General features: G+C 54.4%; 15 protein-coding genes and 1 pseudogene. All 16 read left to right on the forward strand.

What is annotated here, in order from left to right:
- Window positions 1-56: 56 nt before the first annotated feature.
- The 16 genes and pseudogenes from K6K13_RS07810 (at window position 57) to K6K13_RS07885 (ending at window position 17,246) form a co-directional block, all read left to right on the forward strand.
- Window positions 57-953 (forward strand): ABC transporter substrate-binding protein, encoded by an 897-nt coding sequence (locus K6K13_RS07810; RefSeq protein WP_252120447.1) that lies wholly within the window; start codon window positions 57-59, stop codon window positions 951-953.
- The gene (locus K6K13_RS07815; RefSeq protein WP_222160275.1) at window positions 950-1,939 is read left to right on the forward strand and encodes a FecCD family ABC transporter permease; all 990 of its coding nucleotides are present in this window, start codon (window positions 950-952) and stop codon (window positions 1,937-1,939) included. The genes K6K13_RS07810 and K6K13_RS07815 overlap by 4 nt, the downstream gene beginning before the upstream one ends.
- A complete protein-coding gene (locus tag K6K13_RS07820; protein ID WP_222160276.1) occupies window positions 1,932-2,933 on the forward strand; it encodes a FecCD family ABC transporter permease in 1,002 nt (333 codons plus the stop codon). Before K6K13_RS07815 ends, K6K13_RS07820 begins: the two co-directional genes overlap by 8 nt.
- 9 nt (window positions 2,934-2,942) lie before the next feature.
- Entirely contained in the window at window positions 2,943-3,770 is an 828-nt protein-coding gene (locus tag K6K13_RS07825) for an ABC transporter ATP-binding protein (RefSeq protein ID WP_222160278.1), read from the forward strand.
- Window positions 3,763-4,566, forward strand: coding sequence for an IucA/IucC family C-terminal-domain containing protein (locus K6K13_RS07830; RefSeq protein WP_222160279.1), 804 nt, complete (start codon window positions 3,763-3,765; stop codon window positions 4,564-4,566). The genes K6K13_RS07825 and K6K13_RS07830 overlap by 8 nt, the downstream gene beginning before the upstream one ends.
- A gap of 196 nt (window positions 4,567-4,762) precedes the next feature.
- Window positions 4,763-6,127 (forward strand): ATP-dependent RNA helicase RhlE, encoded by a 1,365-nt coding sequence (gene rhlE, locus K6K13_RS07835; RefSeq protein ID WP_222160281.1) that lies wholly within the window; start codon window positions 4,763-4,765, stop codon window positions 6,125-6,127.
- Window positions 6,128-6,320: 193 nt separating this feature from the next.
- Window positions 6,321-7,686, forward strand: a pseudogene (locus tag K6K13_RS23710) (MFS transporter).
- A 97-nt stretch (window positions 7,687-7,783) separates the two neighbouring features.
- A complete protein-coding gene (gene dusC, locus K6K13_RS07845) occupies window positions 7,784-8,719 on the forward strand; it encodes a tRNA dihydrouridine(16) synthase DusC (RefSeq protein WP_222160282.1) in 936 nt (311 codons plus the stop codon).
- A 150-nt stretch (window positions 8,720-8,869) separates the two neighbouring features.
- Window positions 8,870-10,303 carry an S-methylmethionine permease gene (gene mmuP / locus K6K13_RS07850; RefSeq protein ID WP_222160283.1) on the forward strand — a complete coding sequence of 478 codons (1,434 nt, stop codon included), beginning with the start codon at window positions 8,870-8,872 and terminating at the stop codon, window positions 10,301-10,303.
- Entirely contained in the window at window positions 10,293-11,246 is a 954-nt protein-coding gene (gene mmuM, locus K6K13_RS07855; RefSeq protein WP_222160284.1) for a homocysteine S-methyltransferase, read from the forward strand. Before mmuP ends, mmuM begins: the two co-directional genes overlap by 11 nt.
- On the forward strand, window positions 11,227-11,802 hold the full coding sequence (locus K6K13_RS07860; protein WP_222160285.1) for a hypothetical protein: 576 nt from the start codon (window positions 11,227-11,229) through the stop codon (window positions 11,800-11,802). Before mmuM ends, K6K13_RS07860 begins: the two co-directional genes overlap by 20 nt.
- 64 nt (window positions 11,803-11,866) lie before the next feature.
- A complete protein-coding gene (locus tag K6K13_RS07865; RefSeq protein WP_222160286.1) occupies window positions 11,867-12,334 on the forward strand; it encodes a GNAT family N-acetyltransferase in 468 nt (155 codons plus the stop codon).
- A gap of 165 nt (window positions 12,335-12,499) precedes the next feature.
- Window positions 12,500-13,039 (forward strand): class IV adenylate cyclase, encoded by a 540-nt coding sequence (gene cyaB, locus K6K13_RS07870; protein WP_222160287.1) that lies wholly within the window; start codon window positions 12,500-12,502, stop codon window positions 13,037-13,039.
- 341 nt (window positions 13,040-13,380) lie between these two features.
- Window positions 13,381-14,799: a flavocytochrome c gene (locus K6K13_RS07875; protein ID WP_222160288.1), complete on the forward strand. Its 1,419-nt coding sequence runs from the start codon at window positions 13,381-13,383 to the stop codon at window positions 14,797-14,799.
- Window positions 14,800-14,876: 77 nt separating this feature from the next.
- Complete coding sequence (locus K6K13_RS07880) at window positions 14,877-15,227, forward strand: FMN-binding protein (protein ID WP_222160289.1); 351 nt, start codon at window positions 14,877-14,879, stop codon at window positions 15,225-15,227.
- A gap of 600 nt (window positions 15,228-15,827) precedes the next feature.
- On the forward strand, window positions 15,828-17,246 hold the full coding sequence (locus tag K6K13_RS07885; protein ID WP_222160290.1) for a flavocytochrome c: 1,419 nt from the start codon (window positions 15,828-15,830) through the stop codon (window positions 17,244-17,246).
- Window positions 17,247-17,255: the final 9 nt, after the last annotated feature.

The raw sequence follows: 17,255 nt of genomic DNA on the forward strand, positions 1-17,255 counted from the left end.
TCTCGTAGCCCGTCGCTGCGAGATGGGAAGATACCTGATGTTATGGGGGGGGGCTGTTGTTCCTGTCGTTACAGGGGACAACCGGCTGGGCGCGTCAGGTGTCACACGCGCTTGGTGTAACCGTGATCAACGGCCAGCCTAAACGGGTGGTGACCCTGTTTCAGGGGGCAACTGATACGGCTGTCGCGTTGGGGATAACACCGGTAGGCGTCGTGGATTCCTGGATTGAAAAACCGACGTATCGCTATTTGCGCAGCGCGTTAGGTGATGTTCCCCATGTCGGGTTGGAAACGCAGCCGAATTTGGAAGCCATTGCTTTGCTTAAACCCGACCTGATCATTGCATCACGTTTTCGCCATGAACGAGTGTATACCTTGTTGTCGCAGATCGCTCCCACGGTGGCGATGGAGGATGTGTTTGAATTTAAACGCACCGTACAACTGATGGGGCAGGCGCTGGGCAGGGAGACGCAAGCACAGGGCTTGCTCACCGCCTGGCAGGCGCGGGTGTCGGTATTGCGTGACCGCCTGCGTGCTCACTATGGCTCGCAGTGGCCGCTCCGCGTTTCGCTGATTGAGTTTCGTGATGACCATATTCGTCAATATTTAGCACGCAGCTTTGCCGGCTCAGTGCTGTCGGAAGTGGGTTTTATCTGGCCGGAAACACAGGCCGATTCGCTCAGCGTGATGCGCAAATTAAGCACGCCAGAGAGTTTACCGGTGCTGGATGCCGATCTGTTTTTTGTCTTTATGCGCTCGGAAAAACCGGCGGTGACGCAACTTTACCGCACCTGGACAGCGCACCCATTGTGGCAACGCCTGATTGCTCCCCAACGTGAGCACGTCTACACCGTGGACAGTGTGGCCTGGAGTTTGTCGGGAGGCATTTTAGGTGCGAACCGGATATTGGATGAGATCGCACAACGTCTACTGCCTGTGGAGACAACGCCATGAGGCCTGGATGGGTGTTGTGTGGCGGGGTGCTGCTGTTGATCATCTCTTGTTTTGCCAGCCTGATGGTCGGGGCACTGCCGATCGCGCCGCGCGTTGTGCTGGCTGCATGGCTTCACCCGGATGCGACGCAGATTGAACACCTTTTGGTGCAGACCGCGCGTCTGGCTCGTACCTTGATGGCTCTGACGGTCGGTGCCTGCCTGGCCGTTGCCGGGGTGCTGATGCAGGCGATGACGCGCAACCCACTGGCCTCACCGGGGTTATTCGGCGTCAATGCCGGGGCGATCTTCTTTATCGTCCTGAGCAGCGTGTGGCTAGGTGCTGCGTCACTGGCGACGTTGGTGTGGTCCGGATTTCTCGGCGCGGCCGTCGCGGGAGGATTGGTGTTCGGCATCGGCTCGTTGGGTCGTGGGTCTACAAGCCCAGTGAGAATTCTGCTGGCAGGGGCGGCGATCACGGCACTTTTCCTCTCGTTTACCCAAGCGATGTTGGTGATCAATCAGGATGGATTGGACAGCGTACTGTTTTGGCTAGCCGGCTCGGTAGCGGGACGAGAGAGCGATCTGCTGATGCCCTTACTGCCCTATGTGGTGGCAGGGTTGGTATTCAGCAGGGTGCTGGCTCCACATATTAATATTTTGGTGGCGGGTGATGACGTGGCACGCGGATTAGGTGTGCGTACCGCATGGATTCGCGGCCTGATGGGCGTGTGTGTGATTGTGTTAGCGGGCAGTGCGGTGGCGATTGCGGGTAACATCGGTTTTATTGGGTTGATTGTGCCGCACATGGCCCGTCGATTGTGTTCTCACGACCACCGTTGGCTGATCCCCGCCAGCGCTTTGCTGGGCGCGTGTCTGCTACTTTGGGCGGATATGGTGGCGCGCGTGGCGATTTTACCGCAGGAACTGCCACTGGGGGTCATGACCGCCGTGCTGGGGGCACCGTATTTTATTGCGTTGGTTCGGCGGGAGGCGCGTCATGGCTAACGCTTACTCGCTGCGTATCGGCATGTTGTCTCGTCGGGTGGATAGCCGCGCATGTCTCTGGAATCTGGTACTGCTCGCTGTAACGCTGGTGACGATCCTCCTGGTGCTATCGCGAGGTGCCGTGCCGCTCTCTCCGTGGCAGGTAATGCATATACTGTTCGCACTGCACCACACCATCGAGGGTAACGCGTTTATCGTCTGGGAATTGCGCCTGCCACGCGTGGTGTTGGCGGCGATGGTAGGCGGGGCATTAGCGCTTTCGGGGCTGATATTACAGAGTCTGGTGCGTAACCCGTTGGCATCACCGGATTTGCTGGGGGTTACCAGCGGCGCGTCTGCTGCCGCCGTTGCTTTTCTCTCGTTCGGCGCGGGTGTGCTCGGTCAGCAATGGATGCCGTTGGCGGCCATTGCGGGTGCCTGGGGAACGGCGCTGCTGATCTACCTGTTGACCTGGCGGCGTGGCGTATCGCCTTACCGTCTGGTATTGGTTGGGGTAGGGATCTCCGCCTTGATGGGGGCGGTGGCGACGGGGTTGCTGCTGCTTAGCCCATTCAATACCACGCTCTCCTCCTACATCTGGCTGACAGGCAGTGTTTACGGTGCTAACTGGCAGGATGTGACATCGCTGACTGGATGGCTGGCGCTTGTCGCGCCGCTATTGGTATTACTGGCGCGCCATGTGCCGATCGCGCTGGAGCGACGACGTAGCGCATTACTGTTGCTGAGCGTAGCGCTGGCCGGTAGCGCGATCGCCCATGCGGGGGCGATAGGTTTCGTGGGGTTGATTGCCCCGCACATGGCGAAACGTCTGGTGGGCCGAACCTTTGTTGGCAGTGCGTTGGCAACGGTACTGATCGGTGCCAATCTGGTCGTGGTGTCGGATTGGGTGGGGCGTACGCTCTTTTTACCGTTGGATCTGCCCGCAGGCATTTTTATTTCTGCGTTGGGCAGCCCCTTCTTTCTCTATTTATTGATTCGGAAACGTCATCATTAAGGCATAACGATGGATTCACCAAACCCTTTTCCGCTCTCAGGACGTGCACTGACGTTGCAATATGACCAGCAGGTGATTATTGAACATCTGGATTTGCAGGTGCCTGCCGGGCGCATCACGGTATTTGTCGGAAGCAACGGATGTGGCAAAAGCACCTTGCTAAAAGCCTTTGCCCGTTTGATCTCGCCAACCTCCGGCAGTGTCATGCTCAACGGGGCGGATATTCATCGCCAATCATCCCACGCCATCGCACGTAAGCTGTCAATTTTGCCACAGACTCCGATTGCGCCAGAGGGCATGACCGTGCGTCAATTGGTTGCGATGGGGCGCTACCCGCATCAAAGTTGGCTACGCCAGTGGTCGACGCAGGATGAAGAAAAAGTGGCGCAGGCGCTGAACAGTACCGGGCTGACCGCGCTGGGCGAGCGGGTGGTGGATACGCTGTCTGGCGGGCAACGTCAGCGGGTGTGGATCGCCATGACCTTGGCGCAGGATACGGATATTTTGCTGCTGGATGAGCCAACCACCTATCTCGATGTGGCGCACCAGATTGAGGTGCTCGATTTGCTGCGTGAGCTCAACGAACAACACGGTAAAACCATCGTTATGGTACTGCACGATGTGAATCTGGCATGCCGTTATGCACATCACATGGTGGCGGTTCACCAGCGAGGCGTAGTTGCGCAAGGCGCACCGCAGGCGATCCTGACGGAAACGCTGATCAAAACGGTATTCGATCTCGATAGCCGCATCATCGCTGACCCCGTGTTCGGTACGCCACTCTGTATTCCACTGGGCCGTTATGCGCCGAAACAGCAAAACGTGCGCGATGCGTGATCTCTCCTTTCACGCCGAAGAGCGGGCAGATCTCGCCGATCGTTTTAATCTGATCGCAGCGGCGGAATACCCGTTCAGCAGCGCGGTGCCGGTATCGACACTCCTGGAGACGGCATCGTGTCAGCGTATGTTGCAACAGCTTGCTCCACGACTGGGGGCCCCCTCGCTGGGGATCACCGCGTCGTTGTTAAGTAAACGCGTGGCTTTTCTTACTACCGCGGCTGCCTTTTATCCCTTATCGATGTACAACAAAGGGTTAAATATGGCGCTGACCAACTGCCTGTTGGATACGCGTCACGATGGACATCGTTGGCTGTCGCATATGGTGATGAACGAGGTATCGCTCTCAACCCCCGTGTCGGATTTGGCGCGCGCGAGTTGGCGTGATGCCCAGCTACGTGGCGTATTTGCGGAACATTTGACGCCGTTGTGGCAGGAGCTGTCGGCTGCGTCAGGCATCTCGTCGCGGATTTTGTGGGAGAATACCGCAGTGCGGCTGTTTTCACTGTTTGAGCATCGAATGCAAACCTCTGATGCGGCGACCGACGCGCGGGTAAAACAGGATTTTCACTATGTGGTTCACGAGGCACCTGGCGCACTGTTTGGATTGGATGCCAATCCGCTTACCGTCTATTTTCGCCCGTTAACCTGGGTACCGGCGAAAGGTGAGTGGGTCCGCTTTCGTCGTACCTGCTGTTTTTACTATAAGGCCGCTCAGCCGCAAGAGTTCTGTCAGGCCTGCCCTTTGCTGAGGCCTGATAAAGCGCACCGGTTACCTTTTAGGAATAAGCGCTAATCGGATGGCATATCAGGAAGGTGAAATCTCTGTTACACTAGCCGCCTTATGCACCGTAGTTTGTGCCCGTTCATTGTGGTTGTTGCTCACGTCGTTATTCCTTGGTTGATGGTGGCTCAGCAAACCCGCCTGATGTTCCCCCTGGAAACTGCACCGGCTTTGGCTCGGTCAGGGTGGATCTGGAGTTGTTTTGTCTATGTCTTTTTCATCTCTCGGCCTGAGCGCCGATATTCTCCGTGCTGTTGAAGAACAGGGCTATCGTGAACCTACGCCGGTACAACGCCAGGCGATTCCCGTGGTGCTGTCGGGTCAGGACTTGATGGCCAGCGCGCAAACCGGTACCGGTAAAACGGCTGGTTTTACCCTGCCGCTGTTGCAGCTGCTAAGCGCCAAGCCCAGTGACGTTAAAGGCCGTCGCCCGGTACGTGCCTTGATCCTGACACCGACGCGTGAACTGGCTGCTCAGATTGGTGAAAACGTGCAGGCATACAGCAAGTACCTGCGCTTGCGCTCGCTGGTGGTGTTCGGCGGTGTCAGTATTAATCCGCAGATGATGAAACTGCGCGGTGGCGTCGACATTCTGGTGGCAACGCCGGGACGTCTGCTGGATCTGGAGCATCAGAATGCGGTTGACCTTTCCCGTATCGAAATCCTGGTGCTGGATGAAGCGGATCGCATGCTGGACATGGGCTTTATCCACGACATTCGTCGTGTGCTGGCAAAATTGCCGGCCAAACGCCAAAACCTGCTGTTTTCGGCCACCTTCTCGGATGAGATCAAGGCGCTGGCCAATACACTGCTGACGCGCCCTGCGTCGGTCGAAGTGGTGCGTCGCAATACGCCATCGGAATTGGTGACCCAGAACGTGCACTTTGTCGATAAGAAACGCAAGCGCGAGCTGCTCTCTTTGCTGATCGGCAAAGGGAACTGGCAGCAGGTGCTGGTGTTTACCCGTACCAAGCACGGTGCCAACCACTTGGCTGAGCTATTGGGCAAAGACGGCATTACCGCCGCGGCTATCCATGGCAACAAGAGCCAGGGAGCCCGTACCCGTGCGTTAGCGAATTTCAAGGAAGGATCGATTCGGGTGCTGGTGGCAACGGATATCGCTGCGCGCGGTCTGGATATCGACCAACTGCCCCATGTGGTGAACTATGAGCTGCCCAACGTGCCGGAAGACTACGTGCACCGTATCGGGCGTACCGGTCGTGCGGAATCTACCGGTGAAGCGTTGTCGCTGGTGTGTGTCGATGAGCATAAGCTGCTGCGCGATATCGAGCGACTGCTGAAACGCGAAATTCCACGCATTGCCGAGCCGGGCTTTGAGCCCGATCCGAATATTAAGGCAGAGCCGATTCAAAATGGGCGCCAAAGCCAGCGCGGTGCGCCGCGTGGCGGCGATCGTTCCGGCAGTGAACGCCACAGCACGGCACCGCGCCGCCAGCGCAGTGGCGAAGGTTCGCCTTCTGGAGAGCAACGTCGTGGCGGTCAGGGGAAACCTGCCGCATCACGCTCGCAGGGTAATGGTCAGCGTCGCCCGGCGCGTGCCAGAAGCGAGTAATTAAGCTGTTCGCAGGGGAGCTGTCGCTCTCCTGCGGTAGTGTGCTTGCTTCGTTTCATGCCTTTGCGTCAACGTCTTGCCCGTGTGGCCTTCTCGCTTCTCACAGACTTCCCATTCACGTGGATTATCAGTAAGCTGCTTAACTCGCCTCCATCCGCAAGCCGACGCGCTTTGCCCGAATAAAGACTGAATAATGAGAACAGCCGCCCCCGGTATCACTGAAGATGGTCTGCCGACGCCGCAGCGCCACTATGCCATGTTGACGATCGCCATCAGCATTACGCTGGCGGTGATGGACGCCGTGGTCGCCAATGTGGCGTTGCCGGTTATTGCTACGGATTTCAACATTAGCGCGGCGAGCGTTATCTGGATCGTTAACGGTTATCAGTTGGCGGTGGTGGTATGCCTGATTCCGTTCGCGCGTTTGGGCGAGATTTACGGCTATCGTACGGTGTATATGTGCGGGTTGACTCTGTTTATCCTGTCGTCTCTGGCTTGCATGTTGGCGAACAGCATGCCGCTGTTAACGCTGGCGCGCGTGGTGCAGGGCATCGGTGCCGCAGGGCTGATGAGCGTGAACACCGCGTTAATCCGTTACATCGTGCCGCGTGCCAAGCTGGGCGGCGCCATTGGTATTAACGCGTTGGTGGTGGCGATGGCCGCCACTGTAGGGCCGACGCTGGCGGGAGGCATTTTATCCGTAGCCTCTTGGCCGTGGCTGTTTGCCATCAATCTGCCCCTTGGTCTCGCGGCCATTCTGTTGGCACTGCGCAGTCTACCGGATAACGATCGTAGCCAGCAGCCGTTTGATGGCGTGAGCGCGCTATTGAGCGCGTTGATGATCGGTTTGGCCATTACCGCCATTGAGAGCATCGGTCATAAAAGCAATGCCGTGCTGATCGGCGGACAACTGGGGCTGGCACTGGTAGCGACACTACTGTTGGTACGCCGCGAAGCCTCTGCCACAGCGCCGCTGTTCCCGTTTCAGTTTGTCGCTGGCGACCTCCATCGCCTCCTTTACCACCCAGATGTTGGCCTTTGTTTCTTTGCCATTTCTGTTTCACCATGAACTGGCGCTGACGCCGGCCGAAGTGGGGCTAATGATGACGCCCTGGCCGTTGGCAACTGGCGTTATGGCTATGGTGGCCGGCAAGCTTTCCGATCGGATGTCACCGGCCATACTGGGCGGTGTTGGCTTGCTGCTGCTCGCCGTCGGGATGTTGGCGTTGAGCCAGCTTTCCCCCGTCACCACCATGGCGGATATTGCCTGGCGCATGGCGCTGTGTGGCGCGTGGTTCGGGTTATTTCAGTCGCCCAATAATCGCCTGTTGGTCACGTCGGCACCGCGCCAGCGCAGCGGTGCCGCAGGCGGCATGCTGGGCACCGCGCGTTTGATAGGCCAGTCAAGCGGCACTGCGCTGGTGGGCATGTTGCTGGCGCGCTTTGATATGCAGGGCGGTTACTATGCGCTTTATATGGGGTGCGGTACGGCGGCGTTGGCCTGTCTGCTGAGTTTTACGCGTCAGGCCTTCAATCCCTCTGTCGCGGACAAAGGCTAACGACCGCGTAACGCTTGCTTTTCCTGCCCGCCGCAGTACCATGGCGGGCTGATTTAACGGGTGCGCCGTGCGGCGTTCTGATGAGCTGAATAGCGTTATGCGTATCCTCCTTGCGCCGATGGAAGGGGTTCTCGATGCTCTGGTACGGGAACTGCTGACCGACATCAATGAGTACGATCTGTGTATCACCGAGTTTTTACGCGTGGTAGATACGCTGCTGCCCGTTAAATCCTTCTACCGCCTTTGCCCCGAACTGCACCATGCCAGCCGCACACCCTCTGGCACCCAGGTGCGTATCCAATTATTGGGACAGTACCCGCAATGGCTGGCGGAGAACGCTGCACGTGCAGTGGCGCTCGGCTCCTACGGGGTTGACCTCAATTGTGGTTGCCCATCAAAGCTGGTGAATGGCAGCGGCGGTGGCGCTACGTTGCTAAAAGATCCTGAATTGATCTATCAGGGGGCGAAGGCCATGCGTGAGGCGGTGCCACGTCATCTCCCGGTGACGGTGAAAATCCGTTTAGGTTGGGATTCGGGCGATCGTCAATTTGAAATTGCCGATGCTGTTCAGCAAGCGGGTGCCAGCGAGTTGGTGGTTCATGGGCGCACCAAAGAAGATGGCTACAAAGCGGAGCGCATTAACTGGGCGGCCATTGGTGAAATCCGCAAACGTTTATCGATCCCGGTGGTGGCGAACGGCGAAGTCTGGGACTGGCAAAGCGCTCAGGATTGCATCGCGGTTACCGGGTGTCAGGACATTATGATTGGGCGCGGCGCGCTTAACGTGCCCAATCTGAGTAAAGTCATTAAATACAATGCCCCGCCGTTGCCTTGGCCCGAGGTGGTCGCGTTGTTGCAGCGCTACACCCAACTCGAAAAGCAGGGAGATACTGGCATGTACCATGTGGCGCGCATCAAACAGTGGCTCGGTTATTTACGAAAAGCCTATGTTGAGGCCGACGAACTGTTTCGCCAAATTCGAACTCTGACCACGTCAGATGCTATTGCGCGAACCATCGCCACACTGGCCTGATGCGGCCTGTATTGATGGTTTTCATCTCAGCGTCGTTGGTTTTTCTCACTATTTCAATCACTTTATGGATATTCAATTGCTTTCCTCTTGACGGAGCGGTATAACACAGCCATTTTGGAAGTGTAGACGTCTATACGTATAAGGGAACGCATGCCGCAGCACACAACACCCACTCCGGAAATCCCCGCGCAATCAGGTACCTTTAAACGAGCCATGAAGGCGCGCCATCTGATCATGCTTTCATTGGGCGGTGTCATTGGCACCGGGCTGTTTTTTAATACCGGTTATATTATTTCCACCACGGGTGCTGCGGGTACGCTGTTGTCCTATCTGATTGGTGCGGTGGTGGTGTATCTGGTGATGCTGTCTCTGGGGGAACTGTCGGTGGCGATGCCCGAAACCGGGGCATTTCACGTTTATGCATCACGCTACCTCAGTCCGGCAACGGGCTACACGGTTGCCTGGCTCTATTGGTTGACCTGGACAGTGGCATTGGGTTCGAGCCTGACAGCAGCGGGTTTTTGCATGCAATACTGGTTTCCAACCGTCCCGGTCTGGGTGTGGTGTCTGGTGTTTTGCGTCTTGATTTTTGTCCTGAATGTGATTTCGACGCGTTTTTTTGCCGAGGGCGAGTTCTGGTTCTCTGTGATTAAAGTGATTACCATTCTGGCATTTATTATCCTCGGGGCTGGGGCGATGATCGGCGTCATTCCGCTCAAAGATGGCACGCCTGCGCCACTGTTAACCAACCTCACCGCACACGGGTGGTTCCCCTTCGGTGGCTTGCCTATTCTGATGACCATGGTTGCGGTTAATTTTGCCTTTTCCGGCACCGAATTGATTGGCATTGCTGCTGGTGAGACGGAGAATCCGCATAAAGTGGTGCCGCTGGCGATTCGTACCACCGTTGTGCGCTTGATTGTGTTTTTTGTTGGCACCGTGCTGGTGCTGGCAGCATTGATTCCGATGGAACAGGCGGGAATTGTCAAAAGCCCCTTTGTGCAGGTATTTGAGCGCATCGGTATTCCCTATGCGGCGGATATTTTTAACTTTGTCATTCTGACGGCGATCTTATCGGCGGCTAATTCCGGTCTTTATGCCTCGGGGCGTATGCTGTGGTCGCTTTCAAATGAGAAGACGCTTCCAGCCTGTTTTGCTCGTCTTACGCGACGCGGCATTCCGCTGATTGCGATCTCGGTCAGCATGTTGGGTGGGTTGTTGGCGTTGGCTTCAAGTATCGTTGCCCCCGATACGGTATATGTGGCGCTTTCCGCCATCTCCGGGTTTGCCGTGGTGGCTGTATGGCTCAGTATCTGTGCGTCTCATATTGCTTTTCGTCGTCACCATCTGCGTTCCGGACGTTCATTGTCGGCGCTCAACTACCGCGCACCCTGGTTTCCGTTTACCCCCATCGCCGGTTTTTTACTTTGCCTGCTAGCCTGTGTCGGGCTGGCATTTGATCCCGCGCAGCGTATTGCCTTGTGGTGTGGATTGCCTTTTGTTGCCGTGTGTTATGCCGCGTATTATTTCACGCAAAGGCAACAGACACGTCAATTACCTGAGGAAGTGAATAATGTTACCTGAGAATCCCCTTGCCGCGCTGCTAGAGCAGTCACCCGTGGTGATCCTGGATGGTGCGTTGGCTACCGAACTGGAGGCGCGCGGCTGTGATTTGTGCGATCCACTCTGGTCGGCGAAAGTGTTGATGGAAGCACCTGCGTTAATTTATCAGGTGCATTACGATTATTTTGCCGCCGGGGCGCAATGCGCTATCACCGCCAGCTATCAGGCGACACCACAGGGGTTTGCAGCACGCGGACTGAGCGAAGTAGACTCGCTGGCGCTGATCGCGCGCAGCGTTGAGCTGGCGGTGCGTGCCCGTGAAGATTATTACGCGGTACATCCCGATGTGGGCGTGCTGTTAGTGGCGGGCTCGGTCGGGCCCTATGGGGCTTTTCTGGCGAATGGCGCTGAATATCGTGGCGATTATCACCTGCCGCAGGCGGAGATGATGGCATTCCACCGGCCACGTATCGCGGCGTTGGTTGACGCGGGTGTTGACCTGCTGGCGTGCGAAACCCAGCCCTCGCTGCCGGAGATGGCCGCTCTGTTACAGTTGCTGCGCGAGTTTCCCACCATCACTGCCTGGTTCTCGTTTACGCTGCGTGATGCGCAGCACATCAGCGATGGCACGCCACTGCGTGACGTTGTGGCGCTATTGGACAACCACCCGCAAGTCGTGGCGATGGGTGTAAACTGTGTCGCATTAGAAAGTGCGACGGCGGCGTTAGCGTATTTATCCTCGCTGACGGTGTTGCCGCTGGTTGTCTATCCTAATTCCGGCGAGCATTATGATGCGAATGCCAAACGCTGGAGCGCAACCGGGAAGCAGGCATGTTCGCTGACCGCGCATTTGTCCGCCTGGAGAGCCGCGGGCGCGCGCCTGATCGGTGGATGCTGTCGTACCACGCCGCAGGACATTGCCGCGATTTCTCATGCGTGCAAGCATGAGTCGCACCATTATTGAGGGAGAGATCATGACCAACCCGACTGAGGGCGCTCACCGCGCTTATCGCCAACTGTGTGAGACTCTGGGACTTACCTTACCCATCACCTTTCTGGATATCGCTGCGGAACAAACCGTTGTCGTGGCATCACCGGACGCCGACGTGCTGCGGCTGGCACTAGGGTATGAGAAAACCTCCGCGACTTTTTTTCACCATCTGCCCCCGACGCCAGACGACATGGAGCGGGCAATCATGACCGTTGAGGATGAGGTCACCCGCATTCGCCACCAGGTGGATACGCAATATCCCCTTTATCTGTGCGATCCGGCCCTGACGTCATTGGCCGAGACTACCGGCGTACCGGCCAATGCGCACGGTTGGCATATAGAGCAGGAGGATATCGAGCGACTGTTTAAACGTTTCGAGCAGGTGATGCTCGGTCGCCCCGCCAGCTGGGAAGCCATTCCGCTGGATAACGCTTTCACGGCCCGTTTGTTGATTTTGCGCGAGTTTATGCACCATCTGGGCTATATGTCGGTATTTATCGTTAATACCTCTGACAGCGAGTCTCCCTAACGCTTGCCTCTGTGCGTGCTCTCGCGGTAAGGTCAGATTTCCTCTGGCCGTTGGTAGCGTGTTTATGGACATCCACGATCTGCATGACAACCCCGCGCGCATTGCGGGTGTTGCTGCATTGCTCTACGCCGAATGGTCGGCGTTTCCCCGCTGGTCGAGTACGCCTGCCATTGAATCGGCTATACGCCAGCGTGGTGTGGCGACCACTCGCGCGTTCTCGCTGGGGATGTTCGCTCACGACGGCCATGCGGTTGCTACCGCCAGTATCATTCGCTATGAACTGGACGATTGCCCAGAACGCGAATACTGGCTGGGGGAAGTGGTCACGGCCCCGTCTCAGCGCGGTAAAGGGCTGGCGACTGCGCTGGTCAATGCCTGTGTGGCACGCTGCCAGCAACAGGGCATCGAGATGCTGTATTTGTATACACCTGACAAGCATGCGCTCTATGCCCGAATGGGGTGGCAACCGCTAGAGCAACGTCATGTGGCAGGAGAAAGTGTCACTGTGATGTGTTTATCGCTCGGAAAGTGAAACATGCTGGCAGACTATGTGATGAAGTCTATTATCTGTGGTAGGTTTGACATAGTAGCGGATTTGCAGGCTGTGTTTTATCCAAAGGGACAGCCGTAAGCGATGCCATGACAGGTTCTTGGCAGCGCAGGAGGCCTCGTCGTTCACCGGACGTGGAGAAGAGTCATGACGACACACTTTTTGGGGAAATATGAGATTGAGCTTAAATTCAAGATTAAGGATATTAGCGAGTTTCGTGACACGTTATTAAGTCTTCATCCAGAAGCTTTCGTGTTTGAGAATAATGAATACGATATTTATTACGATGACCCACTCGCCTCGCTACATAAAAGAAATATGAGCATGGTGTTACGATCTATGTCGCCTTCTGGAATTAAATTATGGATTGTTAAAGGTCCGGAGGAAAGGCGTTGCGAGGCTGTTAATATCGAATCATCTGAAAAAGCAGACAGCATGTTGCATACCTTAGGCTATATTCCTATTCATCACGTAAATAAAACCCGCAGTATCTATTTCCTCGATCAGTTCCACATCACACTCGACTATATTGCTATGCTGGGGCACTACGTAGAAATATCGGTCATGACCGATGACGAAGCCGCGTTGCCAGAGCTGGAGGAGGCCTGTGTGCAGTGCGCGCTGCGTCTGGGGCTGGATATGGAAAATAAAGAGCCTCGCTCATACCGTCAATTATTGGGTTTTTGATGGTGTCAACCTGGATTAAACTCGATGCATAGAATTGGCAAAAGGATTTATCATTCTATGATCGAGTTAAAATAATTATTCTGTTATCAGCGTAGTATCTGAATAAGCACCGTCGTTGCACGTCGTACACCATGATTAAAATCCATGATGGGGCCGCGCGGTGTGAATTATGTTGTGAAAACTTTAACGCTTTGTATAAGGATGTTCTGGGGCGAATTGATTTTTGAGATATCGGTGATAGACGTGGCAGGCAGTAAATATTATATTACCGGCTTTTGTAAGTAAAAAAATCATTCGTGTTTGCTTCATCCTGCAAAATAACAGAATAAAGGAACCGAATTATGAAAAAAAAGGTGCTGTTATTCAGTGCGCTGGCACTCGCTTTTTCTTCCATGGCGCAAAGTGAGACGCCCGAGTCTACCGATCTGGTGATCATCGGTGCAGGGGGCGCAGGCATGTCTGCGGCCATTGAGGCACATAACCAGGGTGCAAAAGTTATCCTGCTGGAAAAAATGCCGTTTGCCGGTGGCAACACGGCGCGCGCCGAGGCGGGGCTGAACGCCGCGGGCACGCCTTATCAAAAGGTCAAGGGCATTCAGGACAGCCCTGAGTTGTTCTTCCAAGACACCATGAAAGGTGGCCGTAACATCAACAACCCCGATCTGGTGCGTACACTGTCTGAACGCGCAAAAGATTCTGTGCAATTCTTGAAGGATAACGGCGCTGAGTTGGCCGACTTAACCCGTACTGGCGGTGCCAGCGTGGATCGTACCCACAGACCTGCTGGCGGCGAACCGGCCGGTAGCTTCATTGCGACTGCGTTGATCAAAAAAGTGAAAGCGCTGAACATCGATCTGCGCACCAATACGTCCGCCACTGAAATTGTACAAAATGACAAGGGCGAAGTAACCGGCATTAAAGCGAAAGGCAAAGATGGCAAAGAATTTGCGCTCAATGCTAAAAAAGTCATGATCACCTCAGGTGGCTTTGGTGCCAACTTTGACATGATCAAGCAGTACGACCCGAAACTCGCCAACTTCAAAACCACCAATGCACCGGGTTCACTGGGTGAAGGGGTTAAGATGGCGGAGAAAATCAATGCCAAGCTGGTGGATATGGAATATATCCAGATTCACCCCAGCACCGTGCCGGGTAAAGGGATTCTGATCACCGAAGCCGTGCGCGGTGACGGCGCGATTTTGATCAATGAAGAGGGCAAACGTTTTATCAATGAATTGCAGACGCGTGATGTGGTTTCTCAAAGTATCCTGAAACAACCGGGTGCTCACGCGTATTTGATCTTCAACGATGATTTGGTAAAACAAAACAAGACCATCAACAGCTACTTCAAGCAAAAACTGGTGGCTGAAGGTGATACACCGGAAGCCTTGGCTAACGCCATCAAGGTGGATGCCAAGCAGTTACCGTTAACCTTGAAAACGTACACCGGCTACGCAAAAGCCAACAAAGATAGCGAATTCGGGCGTGACAGCTTTAAACAGGCGCTGGATACCGGTAAATATTACGCCATTGAAGTAACGCCGGGCATCCACCACACCATGGGTGGTATTGCTATCAACACCAAAGCACAAGTGGTGAACAAAGACGGGAAAGTTATCCCGAACCTGTTTGCGGCGGGTGAAGCGGCGGGTGGTGTCCACGGTGCTAACCGCCTGGGCGGTAACTCACTGGCGGATATTGTTACCTTTGGTCGCATCGGTGCCGATGAAGCGGTGAAAGAAATCAAAGCAGGTAAATAAGTCGTATTGTTCAGGGGACGCCGCTTCGTGAGCAGCGGCGTTGCTATTATCACAAAACCAGAGAAAGCGAGAAAATTATGAAAAAAATCGTTCCATCGTTGGTGGCTGCTGCTGCCTTGTTGTTTGTTGCCTCAGCCGGCGTTCAGGCTGCCCAAACGTATAAAGACGGTACCTACACCGGCAAAGCGCAGGGTAAAGAAGGGGAGATCGAAGTTTCGGTGAAAATCAGCGAGGGCAAAATTGCCAATGTGGAAGTGGTAAAACACGAGGACACAGAAGCGCTGATGCTCGGGGTTATTGATAATATCGTGCCGGAAATTGTGGAAAAACAAACGGCAGACGGTATTGATGCGGTAACGGGTGCCACCATGTCCAGTACGGGTGTATTGGAAGCCGCGAAACAAGCGCTGGCACAAGCTAAATCCTAATCAGTCAGACGCCTGCGGCCACTGTCACAGGCGTTATTATTATTCTCACCTTTATTGCTCTTTATTATATATACCTCGGTATTCCCCTCGTTTTATCGCGAATTTCAACGTTGATATTCTCTCTTTCAGTAAATGTTATCGCTGGCTGTTTTCATTATGTTGGTGTCATGCATGAATATTGATAAAAAACGGGTTTTATTATGTAGGCATGTAATTTGATGGTTGCTGAAAGCATTGAAGCATTATCATTTCATGATCAAGTTAAAATAATTATTCTGCTAAGGGTGTAGTATTTGAAAAAGCAGCGTCGTTGCACGTCGTAGATACCCTAAATAATTCGAGTTGCGGGAAGGCGGCAAACGAATGAATTCCGATGAGCTTACTTAGGTAAGTGATTCGTGTGACAAATCTGCCGGGAGCAGATTTGAACGCCGCTTGCGGCGGCCTCGTAAGAGGTGAGGCCCAGGGATGGGCCGAATAACGAGTGCAGCCAACGCACCTGCAGCTTGAAGTATGACGGGTATACCATGATTAAAAGCCATGATGGTGTAATGCACTGTGAATATGTTGTGACAATACTATTGAATAAAGGAATATATCATGAAAACAAAGGTGCTGTTATTCAGTGCGCTGGCACTCGCTTTTTCTTCTATGGCGCAAAGTGAAAACCGGGAATCTACCGATCTGGTTATCATTGGTGCCGGTGGGGCAGGCATGTCCGCTGCCATTGAAGCACACAACCAGGGTGTTAATGTTATTCTTTTGGAAAAAATGCCGTTTGCCGGAGGCAATACCGCGCGCGCGGAGGGCGGTTTAAACGCGGCGGGAACGCCTTATCAAAAAGCCAAGGGCATTGAGGATAATCCTGAGCTGTTCTTTAAAGATACGATGAAAGGGGGGCGCAATATTAATAACCCTGAACTGGTGCGTATCCTTTCCGAGCAGGCGAAAGACTCCATTGAATTCTTGAAAATCAATGGTGCTGAACTGGCGGATGTGTCGCGAGCGGGCGGAGCCAGCGTCGATCGCATTCACCGGCCCGTGGGTGGGGAACCTGCTGGCAGCTTTATTGCTACGGCGCTGATCAAAAAAGTCAAAGCGCTTAATATCGATTTACGTACGCGTACCTCGGCGACGGACATCATCAAAAATGATAAAGGTGAAGTTACGGGAATTAAAGCCAAGGGCAAAGACGGGAACGTTTACACCATTGATGCCAAGAAGGTAATGATCACTGCGGGCGGATTTGGTGCCAACTTTGACATGATTAAACACTACGATCCCAAACTGGTCGGTTTTAAAACGACCAATGCGCCAGGTTCGCTGGGGGAAGGGGTTAAAATGGCGGAAAGTATTAACGCCAAGCTGGTGGATATGGAATATATCCAGATTCACCCAACCACCGTTCCCGGAAAAGGCATTCTTATCACGGAGGGGGTTCGCGGTGATGGTGCTATTTTAGTCAATGAACAAGGGAAACGTTTTATTAATGAGTTGCTAACGCGCGACGTGGTTTCGCAAAATATTTTAAAACAACCCAATGCGCATGCTTACGTGATATTTAATGACGCGCTGGTAAAACAGAACAAAACCATTGATACCTATTTTAAACAGAAACTGGTGTTTGAAGGTGATTCTGTTGAGGCACTTGCCACTGCCATTAAGATGGATCCCAAACAGCTGTCTGCCACGCTCGCCGCTTATACAGGCTATGCGAAAGCAAAAAAAGACACCGAGTTTGGCCGTGAAAGCTTTAAGCAAGCCTTGGATAGCGGAAAGTATTACGCCATTGAAGTGACGCCGGGTATCCACCACACCATGGGTGGTATCGCCATCAACACCAAAGCGCAGGTGGTCGATAACCAAGGCAAGGTGATCCCGAACTTGTTTGCAGCCGGTGAAGCGGCGGGTGGGGTGCACGGGGCAAATCGTCTGGGGGGTAATTCACTGGCAGATATCGTGACCTTTGGCCGTATCGGCGCTGATGAGGCAGTGAAAGAAATTAAAGCTGGTCAATAAGCATCACTC

The organism is Symbiopectobacterium purcellii, from assembly GCF_019797845.1.
GTDB classification, from domain to species: domain Bacteria; phylum Pseudomonadota; class Gammaproteobacteria; order Enterobacterales; family Enterobacteriaceae; genus Symbiopectobacterium; species Symbiopectobacterium purcellii.